Origin of the sequence: Kitasatospora sp. NPDC056800, assembly GCF_042789775.1 — a bacterium.
In the GTDB taxonomy this organism is placed as follows: Bacteria; Actinomycetota; Actinomycetes; order Streptomycetales; family Streptomycetaceae; genus Kitasatospora.
Window position 1 is genome coordinate 15257 of record NZ_JBHUAL010000025.1, and the last position, 16867, is coordinate 32123.

General features: G+C 75.2%; 15 protein-coding genes. 6 read left to right on the forward strand and 9 right to left on the reverse strand.

Features of this window, described 5'->3' with window-relative positions:
- Positions 1 to 23 precede the first annotated feature (23 nt).
- Positions 24 to 578: a SigE family RNA polymerase sigma factor gene (locus ACFRQN_RS08590; protein ID WP_049661170.1), complete on the forward strand. Its 555-nt coding sequence runs from the start codon at positions 24 to 26 to the stop codon at positions 576 to 578.
- A gap of 50 nt (positions 579 to 628) precedes the next feature.
- Entirely contained in the window at positions 629 to 1552 is a 924-nt protein-coding gene (locus ACFRQN_RS08595) for a hypothetical protein (RefSeq protein WP_380739262.1), read from the forward strand.
- Positions 1553 to 1559: 7 nt separating this feature from the next.
- On the opposite strand, the gene ACFRQN_RS08600 is transcribed toward ACFRQN_RS08595, so the two are convergent.
- From ACFRQN_RS08600 to ACFRQN_RS08635, 8 genes are all read right to left on the reverse strand, one after another.
- Positions 1560 to 2348, reverse strand: a complete 789-nt coding sequence (locus ACFRQN_RS08600) for a type III pantothenate kinase (RefSeq protein WP_074001702.1) — start codon at positions 2346 to 2348, stop codon at positions 1560 to 1562.
- A gap of 47 nt (positions 2349 to 2395) precedes the next feature.
- Complete coding sequence (gene nadC, locus ACFRQN_RS08605; RefSeq protein ID WP_049660205.1) at positions 2396 to 3364, reverse strand: carboxylating nicotinate-nucleotide diphosphorylase; 969 nt, start codon at positions 3362 to 3364, stop codon at positions 2396 to 2398.
- A 4-nt stretch (positions 3365 to 3368) separates the two neighbouring features.
- Positions 3369 to 5039: an L-aspartate oxidase gene (locus ACFRQN_RS08610; protein WP_380739264.1), complete on the reverse strand. Its 1671-nt coding sequence runs from the start codon at positions 5037 to 5039 to the stop codon at positions 3369 to 3371.
- Between the two features lie 15 nt (positions 5040 to 5054).
- A complete protein-coding gene (gene panD / locus ACFRQN_RS08615; RefSeq protein ID WP_074001700.1) occupies positions 5055 to 5504 on the reverse strand; it encodes an aspartate 1-decarboxylase in 450 nt (149 codons plus the stop codon).
- A 53-nt stretch (positions 5505 to 5557) separates the two neighbouring features.
- A complete protein-coding gene (gene panC / locus ACFRQN_RS08620; protein ID WP_074001699.1) occupies positions 5558 to 6463 on the reverse strand; it encodes a pantoate--beta-alanine ligase in 906 nt (301 codons plus the stop codon).
- Positions 6450 to 7394 (reverse strand): Rossmann-like and DUF2520 domain-containing protein, encoded by a 945-nt coding sequence (locus ACFRQN_RS08625; RefSeq protein WP_074002121.1) that lies wholly within the window; start codon positions 7392 to 7394, stop codon positions 6450 to 6452. Before ACFRQN_RS08625 ends, panC begins: the two co-directional genes overlap by 14 nt.
- A gap of 103 nt (positions 7395 to 7497) precedes the next feature.
- Positions 7498 to 8187 (reverse strand): response regulator transcription factor, encoded by a 690-nt coding sequence (locus ACFRQN_RS08630; RefSeq protein WP_049660140.1) that lies wholly within the window; start codon positions 8185 to 8187, stop codon positions 7498 to 7500.
- 38 nt (positions 8188 to 8225) lie between these two features.
- A complete protein-coding gene (locus tag ACFRQN_RS08635) occupies positions 8226 to 9422 on the reverse strand; it encodes a sensor histidine kinase (protein ID WP_380739296.1) in 1197 nt (398 codons plus the stop codon).
- A gap of 165 nt (positions 9423 to 9587) precedes the next feature.
- Here ACFRQN_RS08635 and ACFRQN_RS08640 point away from each other — a divergent pair, with 165 nt between their 5' ends.
- Both ACFRQN_RS08640 and ACFRQN_RS08645 read left to right on the forward strand, forming a co-directional pair.
- Entirely contained in the window at positions 9588 to 10619 is a 1032-nt protein-coding gene (locus ACFRQN_RS08640) for an SAM-dependent methyltransferase (RefSeq protein WP_380739267.1), read from the forward strand.
- Complete coding sequence (locus tag ACFRQN_RS08645) at positions 10616 to 11785, forward strand: NADH-quinone oxidoreductase subunit D (RefSeq protein ID WP_049660332.1); 1170 nt, start codon at positions 10616 to 10618, stop codon at positions 11783 to 11785. The genes ACFRQN_RS08640 and ACFRQN_RS08645 overlap by 4 nt, the downstream gene beginning before the upstream one ends.
- An 83-nt stretch (positions 11786 to 11868) precedes the next feature.
- Here ACFRQN_RS08645 and ACFRQN_RS08650 read toward each other — a convergent pair whose 3' ends face one another.
- Positions 11869 to 12765 carry a hypothetical protein gene (locus tag ACFRQN_RS08650; RefSeq protein ID WP_074001694.1) on the reverse strand — a complete coding sequence of 299 codons (897 nt, stop codon included), beginning with the start codon at positions 12763 to 12765 and terminating at the stop codon, positions 11869 to 11871.
- A 252-nt stretch (positions 12766 to 13017) separates the two neighbouring features.
- Between ACFRQN_RS08650 and ACFRQN_RS08655 the strand changes: the two genes are divergently transcribed.
- Both ACFRQN_RS08655 and ACFRQN_RS08660 read left to right on the forward strand, forming a co-directional pair.
- Entirely contained in the window at positions 13018 to 13446 is a 429-nt protein-coding gene (locus ACFRQN_RS08655) for a hypothetical protein (RefSeq protein ID WP_380739269.1), read from the forward strand.
- Between the two features lie 38 nt (positions 13447 to 13484).
- Positions 13485 to 16253 carry a toxin glutamine deamidase domain-containing protein gene (locus ACFRQN_RS08660; protein WP_380739271.1) on the forward strand — a complete coding sequence of 923 codons (2769 nt, stop codon included), beginning with the start codon at positions 13485 to 13487 and terminating at the stop codon, positions 16251 to 16253.
- The last annotated feature ends 614 nt before the right edge of the window (positions 16254 to 16867 follow it).

Sequence of the window (16867 nt, forward strand, 5' to 3'; positions counted from 1 at the left end):
AACGAGCGAGGGGGCCGGGCAGGATGCGACCGGACGGTCAGGGGAAGGCGGCCCGGGGCGGGCGGCGGGACGAGGACTTCCAGGCCTTCGCGGCCGCCCGCGCCAGACCGCTCTACCGGTCGGCCTGCCTGCTCACCGGCGGGGACACCCACCTCGCCGAGGACCTGGTGCAGGAGGCCCTCGGGCGGATCTACGCCCAGTGGCACCGCACCTCCTGGTTCGGGGCCAAGCGCCGGATCGACAACCCGGCCGGGTACGCGCACACCGTGCTGGTGCGGGCCTTCCTCTCGCACCGCGTCCGCCGCTCCAGCGGCGAGCGGCCGGTCGAGGCGGTGCCGGACGGCGCGGCCCCGCAGGGCGACCCGGAACTGCGGCTCGCCCTGGTGGACGCGCTCGGCCGGCTCGCCCCGCGCGACCGCGCGGTGCTGGTGCTCCGCTACTGGGAGGACCGCAGCGTCGAGGAGACCGCCGCGGTCCTGCACAGCACCCCGGGCGCCGTCCGGACCCAGGCCTTCCGCGCGCTCGGCCGGATCCGCACGGTGCTCGGCAGCAGCCTCGACGACCTCGCCGAGCGCTGAGCCGGCGCGTCACGTCACGTCAACCCACTTGGTAGAGAGGTTGGTTCAGCATGTCCGCAGAGCACGACGGGCCCGAGGAGCGGTTCGAGCGGGCCTTCACCGAGGCCCTCGGCCGGGCCGGCGAGGCCTACGACACCGAACCCGGCCCGCTGGTCGACACCGGCTGGTCGCACGGCCGTCGGCTGCGCCGCAGGCGGCGGATCGGCACCGTGGCGGGCGCCGCCGCGCTGGCCTTGGTCGGGGTGGGCGGGGTCGCGCTCGGCGGCCTGCTGCCCGGGCGGGGTACGGCGGTGGCCGGTCCGGCGGCGGCCCCGTCCGCCGGTCCGGTCTCCGGCGCGGAGTTCCAGCGGATGCTCACCGAACTCCTGCCGTCGCCGACGGTGCAGGTCGGCGAGGCCCGGGGCACCGAGAGCGACACCCCGCAGCTGCGGCTGGTGGTGGACGACGGCCACGGCCCGGCGCAGTACCTGTTCTGGATCACCCGCTTCCCGGGTGGCGAGGACACCGACTGCCCGGCCGTGCCGACCGGCGACGACACCTGCACCGAGACCACCCTCCCGGGCGGCGGCCACCTGCGCCTCTACCAGGCCGGCACCCGGGACGGAGAGCCGGCCGGATCGAAGACCTGGTCGGCCAAGCTGACCGTGGACGGGTACCAGCTGATGCTCCAGGAATGGAACCGCAAGCCGCTGGAGCAGGGCACGCCGATCACCAGGACCGACCCGCCGCTGACCATGGACAAGCTCGCCGAGGTGGTCACGGCCCCGCGCTGGAAGCAGGTCATGGCGGCCATTCCGCAGGCCTCGGCGGTGGGTTCGCTCCCGAGCCCCCGGTTCGGGGTCTCGGTGCCGCTGCCGACCCCGCTGACGGGGCCGACGCAGTTCACCGTCGACGTGCCCCCGTGGTCCGGCCTGACCCCGCCGCCGGGGGGCGGCCCGATCACCCTGCCGGCCACCCCGAGGCCCGGCAGCTGAGCGCCGCTCAGCTGGCGGGGCGGTTGCGCTCGTACACCAGGCGCAGGCCGATCAGGGTCAGCCAGGGCTCGTGCACGTCGATGGTGCCGGCCTCGCCGAGAACGAGCGGGGCCAGGCCGCCGGTGGCGATCACCTGGACGTCGTCCGGGTCCTTGGCGAGCTCCCGGGCCATCCGCTCCACCAGGCCGTCGACCTGGCCGGCGAAGCCGTAGAGGATGCCGGACTGCATGCCCTCGACGGTGTTCTTGCCGATCACGTTGCGCGGGCGGGCCAGCTCGATCTTGCGCAGCTGGGCGCCGCGGACGCCGAGCGCCTCGACCGAGATCTCGATGCCGGGGGCGATCGCGCCGCCGACGTAGTCGCCGCGCGCGTTGACGGCGTCGAAGGTGGTCGCGGTGCCGAAGTCGACCACGATGCACGGGCCGCCGTACAGGTGGTTCGCGGCCAGCGCGTTGACGATCCGGTCGGCGCCGACCTCCTTGGGGTTGTCCATCAGGACGTGCACCCCGGTCTTCACGCCGGGCTCCACGATCACCGCGGGGACGTCGCCGTAGTAGCGGCGGGTCACCTCGCGGAGCTCGTGGAGCACGGCGGGGACGGACGAGCAGATCGCCAGGCCCTCCACCGCGGCCTCCTTCACCGCGGTGTGGCTGCCCATCAGCCCTTGCAGCAGCACCGCCAGTTCATCGGCCGTGCGGCGCGGATCGGTGGAGATCCGCCAGTGTTCCACCACGTCCTCGCCGTCGAACAGGCCGAGCGTGGTCTGGGTGTTGCCGACGTCGATGGTGAGGAGCACGGGGACGCTTTCTGCGAGTCGGGACGGGACTGCGGCCGACCTGACGGTCAGGCGCGCAGGTCCAGGCCGATGTCCAGGATCGGCGAGGAGTGGGTGAGCGCGCCCACGGCCAGGTAGTCGACACCAGTCTGGGCGACCTCGCGCGCGCTGGCCAGGGTCAGACCGCCGGAGGCCTCCAGCTTCGCCCGGCCGGCCACCAGCGCGACGGCCTCCTTCAGCTGACCGACGGTGAAGTTGTCCAGCAGGATCAGGTCCGCCCCGGCCTCCAGCACCGGCGTGATCTGCTCCAGGGTGTCCACCTCGACCTCGACCGGCAGCTCCGGGTACGCGGCCCGGACGGCCCGGAAGGCCTCGGCCACGCCGCCGGCCGCGACCACGTGGTTGTCCTTCACCAGCGCGGCGTCCGAGAGCGCCATCCGGTGGTTGGCGCCGCCGCCGCAGCGCACCGCGAACTTCTCCAGTGCGCGCAGGCCCGGGGTGGTCTTGCGGGTGTCCCGGACGACGGCGCCGGTGCCCTCCAGGGCGTCCGCCCAGGCGCGGGTGGCGGTGGCGATGCCGGACAGGTGGCAGAGCAGGTTGAGCGCGCTGCGCTCGGCGGTCAGCAGGTCGCGGGTGCGGGAGCGGACCGAGAGCAGCACCTGGCCGGCCTCGACCCGGTCGCCGTCCTCGACGTGCCGCTCGACCTCGAACTCCTCCTCGCAGACCAGCGAGACGACGGCCTCGGCGACCCGCAGGCCGGCCACCACGCCGGCCTGGCGGGCGGTGAAGTCGGCGGTGGCGACGGCCTCGGCGGGCACGGTCGCCACCGAGGTGACGTCCTCGCCGCCGGCCAGGTCCTCGGCGAGCGCCAGGGTGGCGATGTCCTCGACCTCGACCGGGTCCAGCCCGGCCTGCTCCAGCAGCTCGGCCAGCTGCGGGTCCAGACCGGTCTCGTAGCCCTCGCCGTCCCCGCAGGCGCAGCCGTCGCCGCAGCCGCCCTGGTCGGCCAGGGGGAGTTCCTCGTGGGAGTGGGTCATGGTTCTACTGCTCCTCAGGGGTGCTGACGGGACCGCCGGTGGCGGCGAGGGTGGTGATCAGATGGCGCCGCCAGTGGGCGTCGTCGCGCTCGGGGAAGTCCTCGCGCCAGTGGCAGCCGCGGGTCTCCTCGCGCTGCGCGGCGGCCGTGACCAGGGCGGTCGCGACCAGCAGCAGGTTGGCGGCCTCCCAGGTCTCCACCCGGGGGTCGGCCGGCTTCTCCTCGGCCACGTGGGAGCGGGCCTGCTCGGCGAGCAGGGCCAGTCCGGCCGCGGTGTCGGCCATCGACGCGGCGGAGCGCAGGATGCCCGCGCCGCGCGACATCAGCCGCTGGATCTCGGCGCGCGCCTCCGACGGGGGCAGCGGGACGGGCTGCGCGGCGCGGGCGGCGGCGACGTCCACCGCGCGCTCGGGCAGGTCGCCGGCCGCGTCCAGCCCCGCCAGGTCGGCGGCGATCCGCTCGGCGAAGACCAGGCCCTCCAGCAGCGAGTTGGACGCCAGCCGGTTGGCGCCGTGCACCCCGGTGCAGGCGACCTCGCCGCAGGCGTACAGGCCGGGGACGCTGGTGCGGCCGTGCCGGTCGGTGCGGACGCCGCCGGAGGCGAAGTGCGCGGCCGGGGCGATCGGGATCGGCTCGGTGACCGGGTCGATGCCGTTGGCACGGCAGAAGGCGAGGATGGTCGGGAAGCGGTTCTCCCACATCTCGGCGCCGAAGTGCCGCCCGTCCAGGAACATGTGCTCGGCGCCCTGCTCCTGCATGCGCCGGGTGATCGCCTTGGCGACGATGTCGCGCGGGGCCAGCTCGGCCAGCTCGTGCTGTCCGACCATGAAGCGGACGCCGTCCGCGTCCACCAGGTGGGCGCCCTCGCCGCGGACCGCCTCGGAGACCAGCGGCTGCTGGCCCTCGGCCTCCGGACCGAGCCAGAGCACGGTGGGGTGGAACTGGACGAACTCCAGGTCGGTGACGGCGGCGCCGGCCCGCAGGGCCAGGGCCACGCCGTCGCCGGTGGAGACCGCCGGGTTGGTGGTGGCGGAGAAGACCTGGCCCATGCCGCCGGTGGCGAGCACCACCGCGCGGGCCCGGACGGCGCCGACGCCGTCGCGCTGGCCCTCGCCCATCACGTGCAGGGTGAGCCCGGCGGCGTGGCCCGCCGCGTCGGTCAGCAGGTCGAGCACGAGCGCGTGCTCGATCAGCTCGATGCCCGGGTCGGTGCGGACGGCGGCGACCAGGGCGCGCGATATCTCGGCGCCGGTCGCGTCCCCGCCCGCGTGGACGATCCGGCGGCGGTGGTGGCCGCCCTCGCGGGTCAGCAGGACCTCGCCGTCCTCGCCCCGGTCGAACAGGGCGCCGGTGGCGATCAGCCGGCGGACGGCGTCCGGGCCCTCGGTGACCAGGGTGCGGACGGCCTCCTCGTCACAGACGCCGGCGCCGGCCACCAGGGTGTCGTCCAGGTGCTGTTCGGGGGTGTCCCCCTCGCCCAGGGCGGCGGCGACGCCGCCCTGGGCCCAGCGGGTGGAGCCTTCGTCCAGCACGGCCTTGGTGACCACCATGGCCCGCAGGCCGGCCTTGCGGACGTTGAGCGCGACGGTGAGGCCGGCGACCCCGGAGCCGACCACGACCACGTCGGTGGCGGCGGTCCAGCCGGGGGCCGGTGCGGTGAGGCGGTGCGTGGACATGGGTGGCTGGCTCCTTCAGCGCGAGACGGCGTCGGCCGCGCCGTTGCCGTCACCGTACGCCCTGTCACCCCGGAGCAGTCCGCTGCCCTCCGGGGCCTCCGCCGGGTCCCCGCCCAGGCCGGTGATCCGGTTCTGCTTGTCCACGAAGACGATCTTCGGCTCGTAGCCCTTGGCCTCGGCCGTGTCCATCTGCCCGTAGGCGATGAGTATGACGAGGTCGCCCGGGTGGACGAGGCGGGCGGCGGCGCCGTTGATGCCGATCACGCCGGAGCCGCGCGGGCCGGCGATGGTGTACGTCTCCAGCCGGGCGCCGTTGTCGATGTCGACGATGTGGACCAGCTCGCCGGGGAGCAGGTCGGCGGCGTCGAGCAGGTCCTCGTCCACCGTGACGGATCCCACGTAGTGCAGGTCGGCCTGGGTCACGGTGGCCCGGTGGATCTTGGACTTGAGCATGGTGCGGAGCATTGCGGGTCACGCCTCCTGTGAGTGCATGCCTGAAGGGGGTTCTTACTGCGGTACTACCGAACGATGATGCGGACGTTGTCGATCAGGCGGGTCGGGCCCACCTTCGCGGCGACGGCCAGCACCGCCTCGCCCTGGAAGTCGTCCGCCGCCTCGGAGAAGTCGTGCGGGTCGATCAGGGCGAGGTAGTCCAGGGTGACGCCCTCGGCGCCGTCCAGGGCGGCCGAGGCGGCCTCGCGGACGGCCTTCGGGCCCTGCGCGGCGGCGTCCCGGCCGGCGAACAGGGCCTTGGACAGGGCGAGCGCGTGCTCGCGGTCCTCCGCCGAGAGGTAGCGGTTGCGCGAGGACAGCGCCAGGCCGTCCTCCTCGCGGACGGTCGGCACGCCGACGATCTCGACGTCGAAGTCCAGGTCGGCGACCATCCGCTGGATGATCGCCAGCTGCTGGGCGTCCTTCTCGCCGAAGAAGGCGAAGTCCGGGTCGGTGATGTGCAGCAGCTTGGCGACCACGGTCAGCACGCCGTCGAAGTGGCCGGGCCGGGTGGCGCCCTCGAAGCGCTCGCCCATCGGGCCGGCCGCCATCCGCACCTGCGGCTCGCCGTTCGGGTAGACCTCCTCGGCGGACGGCGCGAAGACCACGTCGGCGCCGTGCTCCTCGGCCAGCCGCACGTCGTCGTCGAGGGTGCGCGGGTAGCGCTCCAGGTCCTCGCCCGGGCCGAACTGGAGCGGGTTGACGAAGACCGTCACCGCGACCCGGCCCTCGCGGCCGACCTGCTTGCGGGCGGCCCGGATCAGCGCGGCGTGGCCCTCGTGCAGCGCGCCCATGGTCATCACGACGGCGTTGTCGACCGGCTGCTCGTCCGGCCAGAACGCGGCCTCGAAGTCGTCCACGGTGCGGGTGACGACGGCCCGGTGGACCTTCGGCGTCCGCTGGGGCTTGTTCGGCTGCTTACCGCGTGCCATCAGTGCTCTCCTCGTTCAGTACGTCCAGCAGTGCCGCCGCCGACGTTTCGTCGATGGTTCCGTTGGCGAGCGCCCGCTGCGCGGTGGCGCGGGCCATCGCCCGGTAGGCCGCCGGGATGTCCGGGGACACCGTACTGAGCTGCGCCAGGTGGCGCCGCACGGTGCCCGCGTCGCCCCGGGCGACCGGGCCGGTGAGGGCCGCGTCACCGGAGCGCAGGCTGTTGTCCAGGGCGGCGCCCAGCAGCGGGCCGAGCAGCCGGCCGGGCTCGGCGACGCCGGCCGAGCGCAGCAGCTCCATCGCCTGCGCGACCAGGGTGACCAGGTGGTTCGAGCCGTGCGCGAGGGCGGTGTGGTAGAGCGGGCGGACCTCCTCGGGCACCCACTCCGGCTCGCCGCCCATCTCCACCACCAGCGCCTCGGCGACCGGCCGCAGCTCCTCGGGGGCGGTCACGCCGAACGGGCAGCCGGCCAGCCGGGCCAGGTCCACCGAGGTGCCGGTGAAGGTCATCGCCGGGTGCAGGGCCAGCGGCAGCGCCCCGGCCCGGGTGGCGGGCTCCAGGACGGCGACGCCGTGGGCGCCGGAGGTGTGCACGACCAGCTGGCCGGGGCGGACCGCGCCGGTGGCGGCCAGCCCGGCCACCAGGTCGGCCAGCGCGTCGTCCGGGACGGTCAGCAGCACCAGGTCGGCGGCGGCCAGCACCTGCGGCGGGGTGACGATCCGCACGCCCGGCAGCAGCGCCTCGGCGCGGCGGCGGGAGACGGCGGAGACCCCGGAGGCGGCGACCACGGTGTGCCCGGCGAGCTGGAGCGCCGCGCCCAGCGCGGGGCCGACCCGGCCGGTGCCGACCACGCCGACGGCCAGCCGGGCGGGGCGGTTGCCGGGGTCGCCTGGGTCGCCGAAAGCCTGGTCGGCGAAGTCGGACGGATTCACGTCCACCCTTGTCCTGCCTTGTCCTGAATGACCGTTCCAGTCCGCTCCACGGGTACCGGACGTACCGCCCCAGTCTACGGGGGCGCCCGGACGCCGAAGCGGCTCAGTCGCCGGCCCCGGCCCGGATCAGCCCGGCCTCGTACGCCAGCACCACGGCCTGGACCCGGTCGCGCAGCCCCAGCTTGGCCAGGATCCGGCCGACGTGGGTCTTCACGGTGGCCTCGGAGAGCACCAGCCGGGCCGCGATCTCGCCGTTCGACAGGCCCTGGGCGACCAGCAGGAACACCTCCCGCTCGCGCTCGGTCAGCGGGCCGAGGACGTCCGAGCCGGGCGCGCTCTGCGGGGTGGGCAGCACCTCGGCGAAGCGGTCGATCATCCGGCGGGTGGTGGTCGGGGCGACCACCGCGTCCCCGCCGTGCACCGCGCGGATCGCGGCCACCAGCTCGGTCGGCGGGACGTCCTTGAGCAGGAAGCCGCTGGCGCCGGCCTTGAGCGCGGCGAAGGCGTACTCGTCCAGGTCGAAGGTGGTGAGGATGAGCACGTGGGGGGCGTTCGGCAGCGGGCTGCCGTCCTCGGCGAGGCAGATCCGGCGGGTCGCCTGCACGCCGTCCAGCCGCGGCATCCGGACGTCCATCAGGATCACGTCCACCTCGGTGCGCCGCAGCTGCTCCAGGGCCTGCGCGCCGTCGCCCGCCTCGGCGGCGATCTCGATGTCGCCCTGCGACTGGAGGATCATCCGGAACCCGGTGCGCAGCAGTTCCTGGTCGTCGACGAGCATCACGCGGATGGTCAAGGTGGGACTCCTTGGAGGGGGGTGGACGGCGGACGGGGCTAGTGGGCCGCCTTGAGCGGCAGGACGGCGCGGATCCGGAAGCCGCCGCCGGGGCGGGGGCCCACGTCGAGGCTGCCGCTGACCATGCCGACCCGCTCGCGCATGCCGATCAGGCCGTGGCCGAGGCCGTCCGCGCCGCCGGCGGCCAGGTGCTCGTCGGTGCTGCCGCGCCCGTCGTCCTCCACCAGGACGGCCAGCTCGCGCTCACCGAAGTCGACCGCGACCCGGGCGTGCGCGTCGGGGCCGCCGTGCTTGCGGACGTTGGTGAGCGCCTCCTGGACGATCCGGTAGACGGTCAGCTCGACGCCGCGCGGCAGCTCGCGCGGGTGCCCGGAGGTGGCGTAGTCCACGTCGAGCCCGGCGGTGCGGACCTGCTCCAGCAGCTCCGGCAGCTCCTCGACGCCCGGCTGCGGCACGTACTCCTCGGCCTTGGTGTCGGCGGTGCGCAGCACGCCCAGCAGGCGGCGCATCTCGACCAGTGCCTGGCGGCCGGTGGAGGCGATCGTGCCGAGCGCCTCCTTGGCCTGCTGCGGGGAGTTGTCCAGCACGTACGCGGCGCCGTCGGCCTGGACGATCATCACCGAGACGTTGTGCGCGACCACGTCGTGCAGCTCGCGGGCGATCCGGGCGCGCTCGGCGGCGACCGCCACCTTGGACTGGGCGTCCCGCTCGCGCTCCAGCCGGGCGGCGCGGTCCTCCAGCTCGGTCAGGTAGGCGCGGCGCACCCTGGTCAGCCGGCCCCAGGCCCAGCAGAGGATGAACGGCGTGCTCATCAGCAGCGTGATCAGCGCCGCCTCGCCGAAGGTGTACGGGCGGGTGTGGGCGTCGCCGGCCCGGTCGAAGACCGTCTTCACCGGCATCATCTGCCAGAACACCAGCGGCCCGGAGGCCAGGCCGGCCGTCAGGGCCAGCCGGGAGATCCACTTCTGGCCGAAGGCGGCACCGGTGTAGGCGAAGACCAGGTAGGCGATCGAGGAGCCGGCCGGCGAGATGTCCACGAGTACCTGGCCGACGCCGATGGCGGCGGCGGCGGACACCGTGAGGTCGGGGAAGCGCCGCCGGACGACCATCAGCAGCGGCAGCACCACCGCGATCGCGAGCGAGACGTCGAAGCGCCAGCCGTCGTCGATCGGGCCGTCGTTCGGCACCAGGCCGGCGAAGAGCACCATCGCCGCCCAGGCGGCGTCGACCACCATGGGGTGACGGCGGAGCCAGGCGTTGAGTCGATGCACGTGTCCAGCGTAGGCAGTCGCTCCGTGTGCCCAGGTCCGCCGGTAGGGCGATCCGCCCTACTCCGTAGGTCGGAGAAGCACCCGATCCGATGGGGAGGGTCGACCGGGCGCCGGGTAGCGTCCAGCCCCATGACTTGGATGCGGTGGGCGCCCGCCATGGAACGGGCCCTGTACGACCCCGGGCAGGGCTTCTACCGCAGGCCGGAGGGCCCCGCCGGCCACTTCCGCACCTCCGTGCACGCCTCGCCGAGGTTCGCCCGTGCGGTGGCCCGGCTGCTGCTGGAGGTTGACGAGGCCCTCGGTCGTCCGGAGGAGCTGGCCCTGGTCGACATGGGGGCCGGGCGGGGCGAACTGCTCACCGGCGTCCTGGCCGAACTGCCCGCGGAGGTGCTGGCGCGGCTGCGCCCGTACGGCGTGGAGGTCGCCGACCGCCCGGCCGGCCTGCCGTCCACAGCCCTGTGGACGGACCGGCCGCCGCGCGGGGTGACCGGGCTGCTGTTCGCCAACGAGTGGCTGGACAACGTCCCGCTGGACGCCGGGGAGGTCGACGAGGACGGGGTGCTGCGCTACGTCGAGGTGGACACCGCGACCGGCGGGACCCGCCTCGGCGAGCCGGTCTCGGCGGCCGACGCGGCCTGGGCCGGCCGCTGGTGGCCGGTCGCGGAGCCCGGCGACGCCGTGGAGTTCGGCGGCCCCCGGGACGCCGCCTGGGCGCGGGCGGTGGCCGGGCTGGAGCGCGGCCTGGCCGTCGCCGTCGACTACGGGCACACCGCCGGGCGGCGGCCGCCGTTCGGCACGTACGCCGGTTTCCGGGACGGCCGGGAGGTGGCCCCGGTGCCGGACGGCTCCTGCGACGTCACCGCGCACGTCGCGCTGGACTCCGTCGCCGTGCCCGGTCTCCACAGCCTGTGGACAACGCAGCGGGAGGCGCTGCGGGCGCTCGGCGTGAGCGGCGGGCGCCCGGCGCTCGCGCTGGCCACCAGCGACCCCGTCGGCTACCTGCGGGCGCTCAGCGGGGCGGGGGAGGGGGCCGAGCTGACCGACCCGGGCGGGCTGGGCGCCTTCGGGTGGCTGGTGCAGGCTGTCCGCATGACGCCCCTTGAGATCGTTGGGGCGGTGAGCTTGGCGGGCCTGCCGGGATGGCAGACTCTGGGGGCATGAGGGAGACCACGGTCGGCATCGGGGCGGGAGCCGAGAACTTCACCGGCGCGGCGGGCACCACCGACATGGTGCTCAACATCGGCCCGCAGCACCCGGCCACCCACGGCGTGCTGCGCCTGAAGCTGGTGCTGGACGGCGAGCGCATCGTCAGCGCCGAGCCGGTGATCGGCTACATGCACCGGGGCGCGGAGAAGCTGTTCGAGGCCCGTGACTACCGGCAGATCATCATGCTGGCCAACCGGCACGACTGGCTCTCCGCCTTCTCCAACGAACTCGGCGTCGTCATGGCCGTCGAGCGGATGCTCGGCATGGAGGTCCCGGAGCGGGCGGTCTGGATCCGCACCCTGCTCGCCGAACTCAACCGGGTGCTCAACCACCTGATGTTCCTCGGCTCGTACCCCCTGGAGCTCGGCGGGATCACCCCGGTCTTCCACGCCTTCAACGGCCGCGAGGACCTCCAGCACGTGCTGGAGGAGGCCTCCGGCGGCCGGATGCACTACATGTTCAACCGGGTCGGCGGCCTCAAGGAGGACCTGCCGGCCGGCTGGCTCGGCCGGGTCCGCACCGCCGTCGCCACCGTGCGCTCGCAGCTGCCCGTCTTCGAGGACCTCGTCCTCGGCAACGAGATCTTCCGCGCCCGCACCGCCGGGGTCGGCGTCCTCACCCGGGCGCAGGCCGAGGCGTACGGCGTCAGCGGCCCCATCGCCCGGGCCAGCGGCCTCGACCTCGACCTGCGCCGCGACGAGCCGTACCTGGCGTACGGCTCCGAGGAACTGCGGCAGGTGCTCACCGTGGTCACCCGCGAGGAGGGCGACTGCCTGGCCCGCTTCGAGTGCCTGCTGGAACAGACCCTCAACGCGCTCGACCTCGCCGACGCCTGCCTCGACAAGCTCGCCACGCTGCCGCCCGGCCCGGTCAACCAGCGGCTGCCCAAGGTGCTCAAGGCACCCGAGGGCAGCACCTACGCGTGGACCGAGAACCCGCTCGGGATCAACGGCTACTACCTGGTCTCGCGCGGCGACAAGACGCCGTGGCGGCTCAAGCTGCGGTCGGCGTCCTTCAACAACATCCAGGCGCTCACCGAGCTGCTGCCGGGGACGCTGGTCGCGGACATGGTGGCGATCCTGGGGTCGATGTTCTTCGTGGTCGGGGACATCGACAAGTAGGCCGGCGCCGGGGGCCGGTGCCGGCGGGTGGGCCGGTGCCGCCGCGTGGGGCGGGCACCGGGGGCGGGCACCAGGGGGGCGGGTCAGTCCTTCTTGGACTTCCTGACCGGGTCCGCCGGGTGCGGGGCCACCTTGCGGTCGCCCTTGGTGGCGATCCGCTCCTCGCACAGCCGGGCCAGCACCTCGTACCCCTTCCGGCCCATCAGCTCGGTGAGCTCGGGGCGGTAGCTGACGTACACCGCGTCCGCGCCTTGGTGGGCCGCCGGGGCGCCGGTGCACCACCAGTGCAGGTCGTGGCCGCCCGGGCCCCAGCCGCGGCGGTCGTACTCGCCGATCGTGACCTGGAGGTAGCGGGTGTCGTCGGGGCGGTCGATCCAGTCGTAGGTGCGGCGGATCGGCAGCTGCCAGCAGACGTCCGGCTTGGTCTCCAGCGGCTCGCGGCCCTCCTTGAGGGCGAGCGCGTGCAGGGCGCAGCCGGCGCCGCCCGCGAAGTCCGGGCTGTTCACGAAGATGCACGCGCCGCCGACCCGGCGGGTCTGGCGGTCGCCGTCCTCGTCCAGCATGGTGATGCCGCCGTCGGAGACGATCCGGCCCTTGGCGTCGGTGCCCTCGGCGAAGTTCTCCCACAGCTCGGGGGTCAGCCGGGTCGCGTGCCCCAGGACGCGCTTCTCGTCGTCCTCGTCCGAGTAGTGCGCGCCCAGCGTGCAGCAGCCGTCCGACTCGCCGCGGCCCTCGCGGATGCCGTGGCAGCCCTGGCCGAAGACGCAGGACCAGCGGGAGGTCAGCCAGGTGAGGTCGCAGCGGAAGACCTGCTCCTCGTCGGCGGGGTCGGCGAACTCGACCCAGGCGCGGGCGAAGTCCAGCGGGACCTCGTCGCGCGGGATCTCGCGGCGCAGGCTCGGCATCGCGAGGTCGACGGGGGCGGGGGAGGCCTTGGGCTTCGCCTTGGACTTCTTCTTGGACGTTTCTGCTGGTGCCACCCGGCAAGGGTAGAGCTTTCGGGGGCGGGAGCGCGGTGGCGGGACCGGTGGCGGGGTCGGGGGTGGGGTCGGGGCGGGTTTGCGGCGGGGCCCGGCGGAGCACGGGGCGGGGTCGGTGGTGGTGGGGTCGGCCGGGGTGAAGGCGGGGTGAAGAGGTCCGTCGGGCGCTGCGGGCGGGCCCGGGGGCGCGCCTAGGATGGCGGCCGGTCCGCGGCGGGGTCCGCGACGGGACCGCTACGGGGAGGTACGGGGATGGCAGGCGGCAGCACCGGGGCGTCCGGCGGCGCGGGCGGGGAGTTCGTCCTCAAGCCGTGGGAACTGCACGGCGAGGGCCGGGAGTTCGAGAAGCTCGGCGGCGAACTGACGAAGGCCGTCGCCGCCCTGGAGCAGGGCCTCGCCGCGCTCGGCGCCCCCTGGGGCGCGGACCAGCCGGGCAGCGGGTTCGCCACCGTGTACGGGCAGGCGCGCGGTGAACTCGTCGGCGGGCTGCGGGGGTTGGCCGGGCGGGTGGCCGGGGTCGGGGCCGGGCTGCACACGATGGCCGCGCGGACGGCGGACGCGGACAGCGCGGCGGCGGGCGGGTTCGGGGCGACGGCGGTGCCGGGGGTCGCGGGAGTTCCCGGGGTGCCGGGGGCAACCCCCGGGGTGGTGCCCGCCGTCCCCAAGGACATGTCGGTCTGACGGACCCGGCCCGAAGCCCGGCTCGAAGGGGGAAGCGCGTGTCCCGGAAACTGCCCGAGGAACTGGTCCCGGTGCTGGCCCGGACCGGCCGGCTGTGGCCGCAGGCCGACGAGGAGGGCCTGCGCAAGGCCGCCGGAGTCTGGCGCGAGTTCGGCAAGGAGGCCGACCGGCTCACCCGCCGCTGCGGCGAGTCCGTCCGGCGGGTCACCGCCGACAACTCCGGCCACGCGGTCGAGGCCTTTGGCGCGTACTGGCAGGCCTTCAGCGGCGGCGGCAAGGGTCACCTGGACGACGCGCACAGCGCGGTCGGGCTGGTCGCCGGGGCCTTCGACACGTCCGCGCGGGCCGTGGACACCTGCAAGGCCGAGATCATCGCGACCCTGCGGCAGCTCGCCGCCGAACTCCGGCAGGCGGAGGAGCAGGCGGCCAAGGCCAAGGAGGCGGCCGGCAAGATCGCCGCGGCGGCGACCGGCGGCGACCCGGCCGGGAACGGGGTGGCCGGGAGCGAGGTGGTCGGGAACGGGGTGGTCGGCGGACTGCGGAAGGCCGTCGGCGGCCTCGCGGCCACGGTGGAGAACGCCGCCACGGAGCAGGTCGCGGCAGGCGTGGCGGCCGTCGCCGTCGAGACCGCCGCGCTGAAGATCGGCGGACTGCTCGCCGAACTCGGCCGCGCCATGAAGGACGCCCTGTCCGGCGTGCTCGAGGAGCCGGCCGCGGTCGCCCTGCTGAAGCTCGGCAGCACGCCGGGGACGGAGGTCACCGCTGCCTCGTACCGCAACGGCGCGTTCGACCCGCTCGCCGCCGGGCTGCCCGCCGCCCTAGGCGAACCGGGCGTGCTCGGCGCCGACGGCTCCGGGCTGGTGCTGCTCGCGGGGAAGGACGGCAAGCCGCTGGTCGGCGTGCCCGGGCTGACGGTCAAGGTGGACGAGCAGGGCAAGCCCGTCCTCGGCCCGGACGGGCAGCCGGTCATCCTCCGCGGCGACGGCACGCCGGTGGCCGACGCCACCGGGCTGCTGGTCGTCCCGGGGCCGGACGGCAAGCCGGTGGTCGGGGTGGCGGACCTGGCGGTCCGGCTGGACGAGCACGGGCAGCCCGTGCTCACCGACGAGGACGGCAAGGCGCTCCGCGGGGTGCCGCTCGCCGGGCTGACACCGGGGGCGGACGGGCCGGGGGTGGTCGGGCCGTCGGCGGTCGGGCCGGGTGGCGACAAGCCGCTCGCGGGTGCGGTGCCCGACGGGCCGACGGTGCCGACGGCGCCGGGCGCGGTGACGGTGGCCTCGGTCGCGGTGGCGGACCCGGGGGCGGTCGTCGGCAGGCCGGACGTGGCGAGCGCGGCGAGCGCTCCCGTGGGCGCGTCGGCGGGCGGTTCCGTGGTGGCCGGGGGCTCTCCGGGGCAGCACCGGGCGACGGGCGGTGGCGGCGGCGGTGACTGGGCACCGCCGGTACCGGCCGTTGCCGCGCCGGCCCGGCAGAGCGGCGGGTCGGCGGGCTGGTCGGACGGGGACTACCCGCTCCAGGCGCCCGCGGCTGCCTCGCACAGCGGCGGGAGCACGGGCGGGCCGGTGGCCGTACGGACGGACTCGGTGAGCGCGCCGGCCGCGCCCGCCATCGCGCCCGTCACCGCACCGTCCACCGGAGGACCCGCGTACGGCCCGGCGCCGGAGACCCCCTCGGCGGTCCGGCCGGTCGGGGTGCCCGGGCAGTTCGGGACCCCGGCGTACGGCGCGTACCAGGCGGCCGGTCCGGTCGCCACCGTCGGGCCGGGGCCGTTGGCGGGCACCGGCGGCGGACCCGCGAACGTGGCGGCCCCGTTCGGCAGCGGCGTCGGGGCGGGGGCGACCGGCAGTCCAGGCGGCCCCGGCGGCGTGGTGGGCGGTGGGCCGGCCGCTGGAGGGCCGCCGACCGGCGCGCCGGTGGCCCGGACCCCGGTCGGCGCGGCGCCGCACCCGGTCGTCGGACCGCCGCCGGTCCACACCGCGCCGCCTTCCCCGGCCGTGCCCCCGGTCGTCGGGACCACCCCGGTGATCGGCCGCCCCGAGGCGCACCCGGTGGAGGCCCGACGGCGGGAGAACGCGGCGGTCCCCGCCGACCCGACCCTCGCCTGGGGCGCGGTCCCGGTTGCGACCGCCCACGCGATGGCCCTCCAACTCGCCCTGCGCGCCCGGCGCGGAGCCCAGCCGGAGGATCCGGCGTTCCGGCCGCGCAGCATCGCCGACAGCCGTCCGTACGGCCTGCCGGGCGGGCTGGCACCGGTCGACCCGGAGCACCAGGCCGAACTCGAACGCCGCGCCCCCCGGGACGCGGACGGCCTGCCCGCCCGCCACCCCGACCCGGCCGCCGGCGGCTGGGCGGAGGCCGTCAACGACGGCGGCCACCGCGAACCGGGCCGGGCCAACAACAGCCTGGAGATCGCCCTCTCGGCGGTCGAGTGCTACACCGGCCGCCCCACCTGCGCGGCCCCGCGCATCCCCACCGAGGGCGACGCCGGCGAACGCGGGGGCCGCGACCGCGCCGAACGCGAACTCGGCGCCCCCTTCCGGGACCTGGGCGACGGCGCCCCGGCCTTCGACCGCCTCGCCGACGACCTCCGCCGCGCCGGCCACGGCTCGCAGGCGGTGCTCCTCACCCTCGACGCCTACGGCCGTCCGCACGCCTGGAACGCCGTCAACCACCAGGACGCCGTCACCTACCTCGACCACCAGCTCGCCCGCCAGGCCCCCACCCCCCTCCACCCCGCCACCCACGGCCTCTGGGCCATCGCCCTCACCCCCGAAGGCCGCCCCCTCCCCCTCACCCCCGCCGCCTGACCTGCGCCACTGACCCGCACCCCACACCCCGCGCAGGAAGTCGGCCCGCCCGACTTCCTGCGCAGCCGCACACGACACCCCTTCTGCGGAGAAATCTGTAGACCGGTCGCCATATTCGCCACACGGGAACCGGGGGTAGCCCGCGCGAGAAGTCGGCCCGGCCGACTTCCTGTGCGCTATCGAGCCGGCCAGGTCGAGGTCCACCAGGCACTGCATAGGAAGTCGGCGGAGTCGACTTCTCGTGCGCAGAGAGGCGAGGCCGGCGGCGATCTATGTAGTCCGACCGTCATATCCCTCGCGCGTGCATTGGACGGGCTCGCATGAGAAGTCGGCTGGGCCGACTTCCTATGCGCTTTCGGGCTGGCCGGGCCAGGGTGTACCTGGGGCCAGGTAGGCCGGCCGTCGTATTTGTCCGGGTTCTGCACAGGAAGTCGGCGGGGTCGACTTTTCGTGCGCGGGGGAGGTGTGGGGCGTCTCCCGGGGGTGCATGGAAGGTCGGGCTGATCGACTTCTCGTGCGCGGAGGGGTGGGGTCGGCGGCAGAGGGAGCTACGCCAGAAGTCGGCGGGGCCGACTTTTCGTGCAGGGGGTGTGGGCCAGTAAGGGCGTGCAGGC

Excerpts from the sequence above, each read along its gene's own strand:
- ACFRQN_RS08590 (WP_049661170.1), top strand. The coding sequence starts at position 24 with ATGCGACCGGACGGTCAGGGGAAGGCGGCCCGGGGCGGGCGGCGGGAC.
- ACFRQN_RS08595 (WP_380739262.1), top strand. The coding sequence starts at position 629 with ATGTCCGCAGAGCACGACGGGCCCGAGGAGCGGTTCGAGCGGGCCTTC.
- nadC (WP_049660205.1), bottom strand. The coding sequence starts at position 3,364 with ATGACCCACTCCCACGAGGAACTCCCCCTGGCCGACCAGGGCGGCTGC.
- ACFRQN_RS08610 (WP_380739264.1), bottom strand. The coding sequence starts at position 5,039 with ATGTCCACGCACCGCCTCACCGCACCGGCCCCCGGCTGGACCGCCGCC.
- panD (WP_074001700.1), bottom strand. The coding sequence starts at position 5,504 with ATGCTCCGCACCATGCTCAAGTCCAAGATCCACCGGGCCACCGTGACC.
- panC (WP_074001699.1), bottom strand. The coding sequence starts at position 6,463 with ATGGCACGCGGTAAGCAGCCGAACAAGCCCCAGCGGACGCCGAAGGTC.
- ACFRQN_RS08635 (WP_380739296.1), bottom strand. The coding sequence starts at position 9,422 with ATGGTGGTCGACGCCGCCTGGGCGGCGATGGTGCTCTTCGCCGGCCTG.
- ACFRQN_RS08640 (WP_380739267.1), top strand. The coding sequence starts at position 9,588 with ATGACTTGGATGCGGTGGGCGCCCGCCATGGAACGGGCCCTGTACGAC.
- ACFRQN_RS08645 (WP_049660332.1), top strand. The coding sequence starts at position 10,616 with ATGAGGGAGACCACGGTCGGCATCGGGGCGGGAGCCGAGAACTTCACC.
- ACFRQN_RS08655 (WP_380739269.1), top strand. The coding sequence starts at position 13,018 with ATGGCAGGCGGCAGCACCGGGGCGTCCGGCGGCGCGGGCGGGGAGTTC.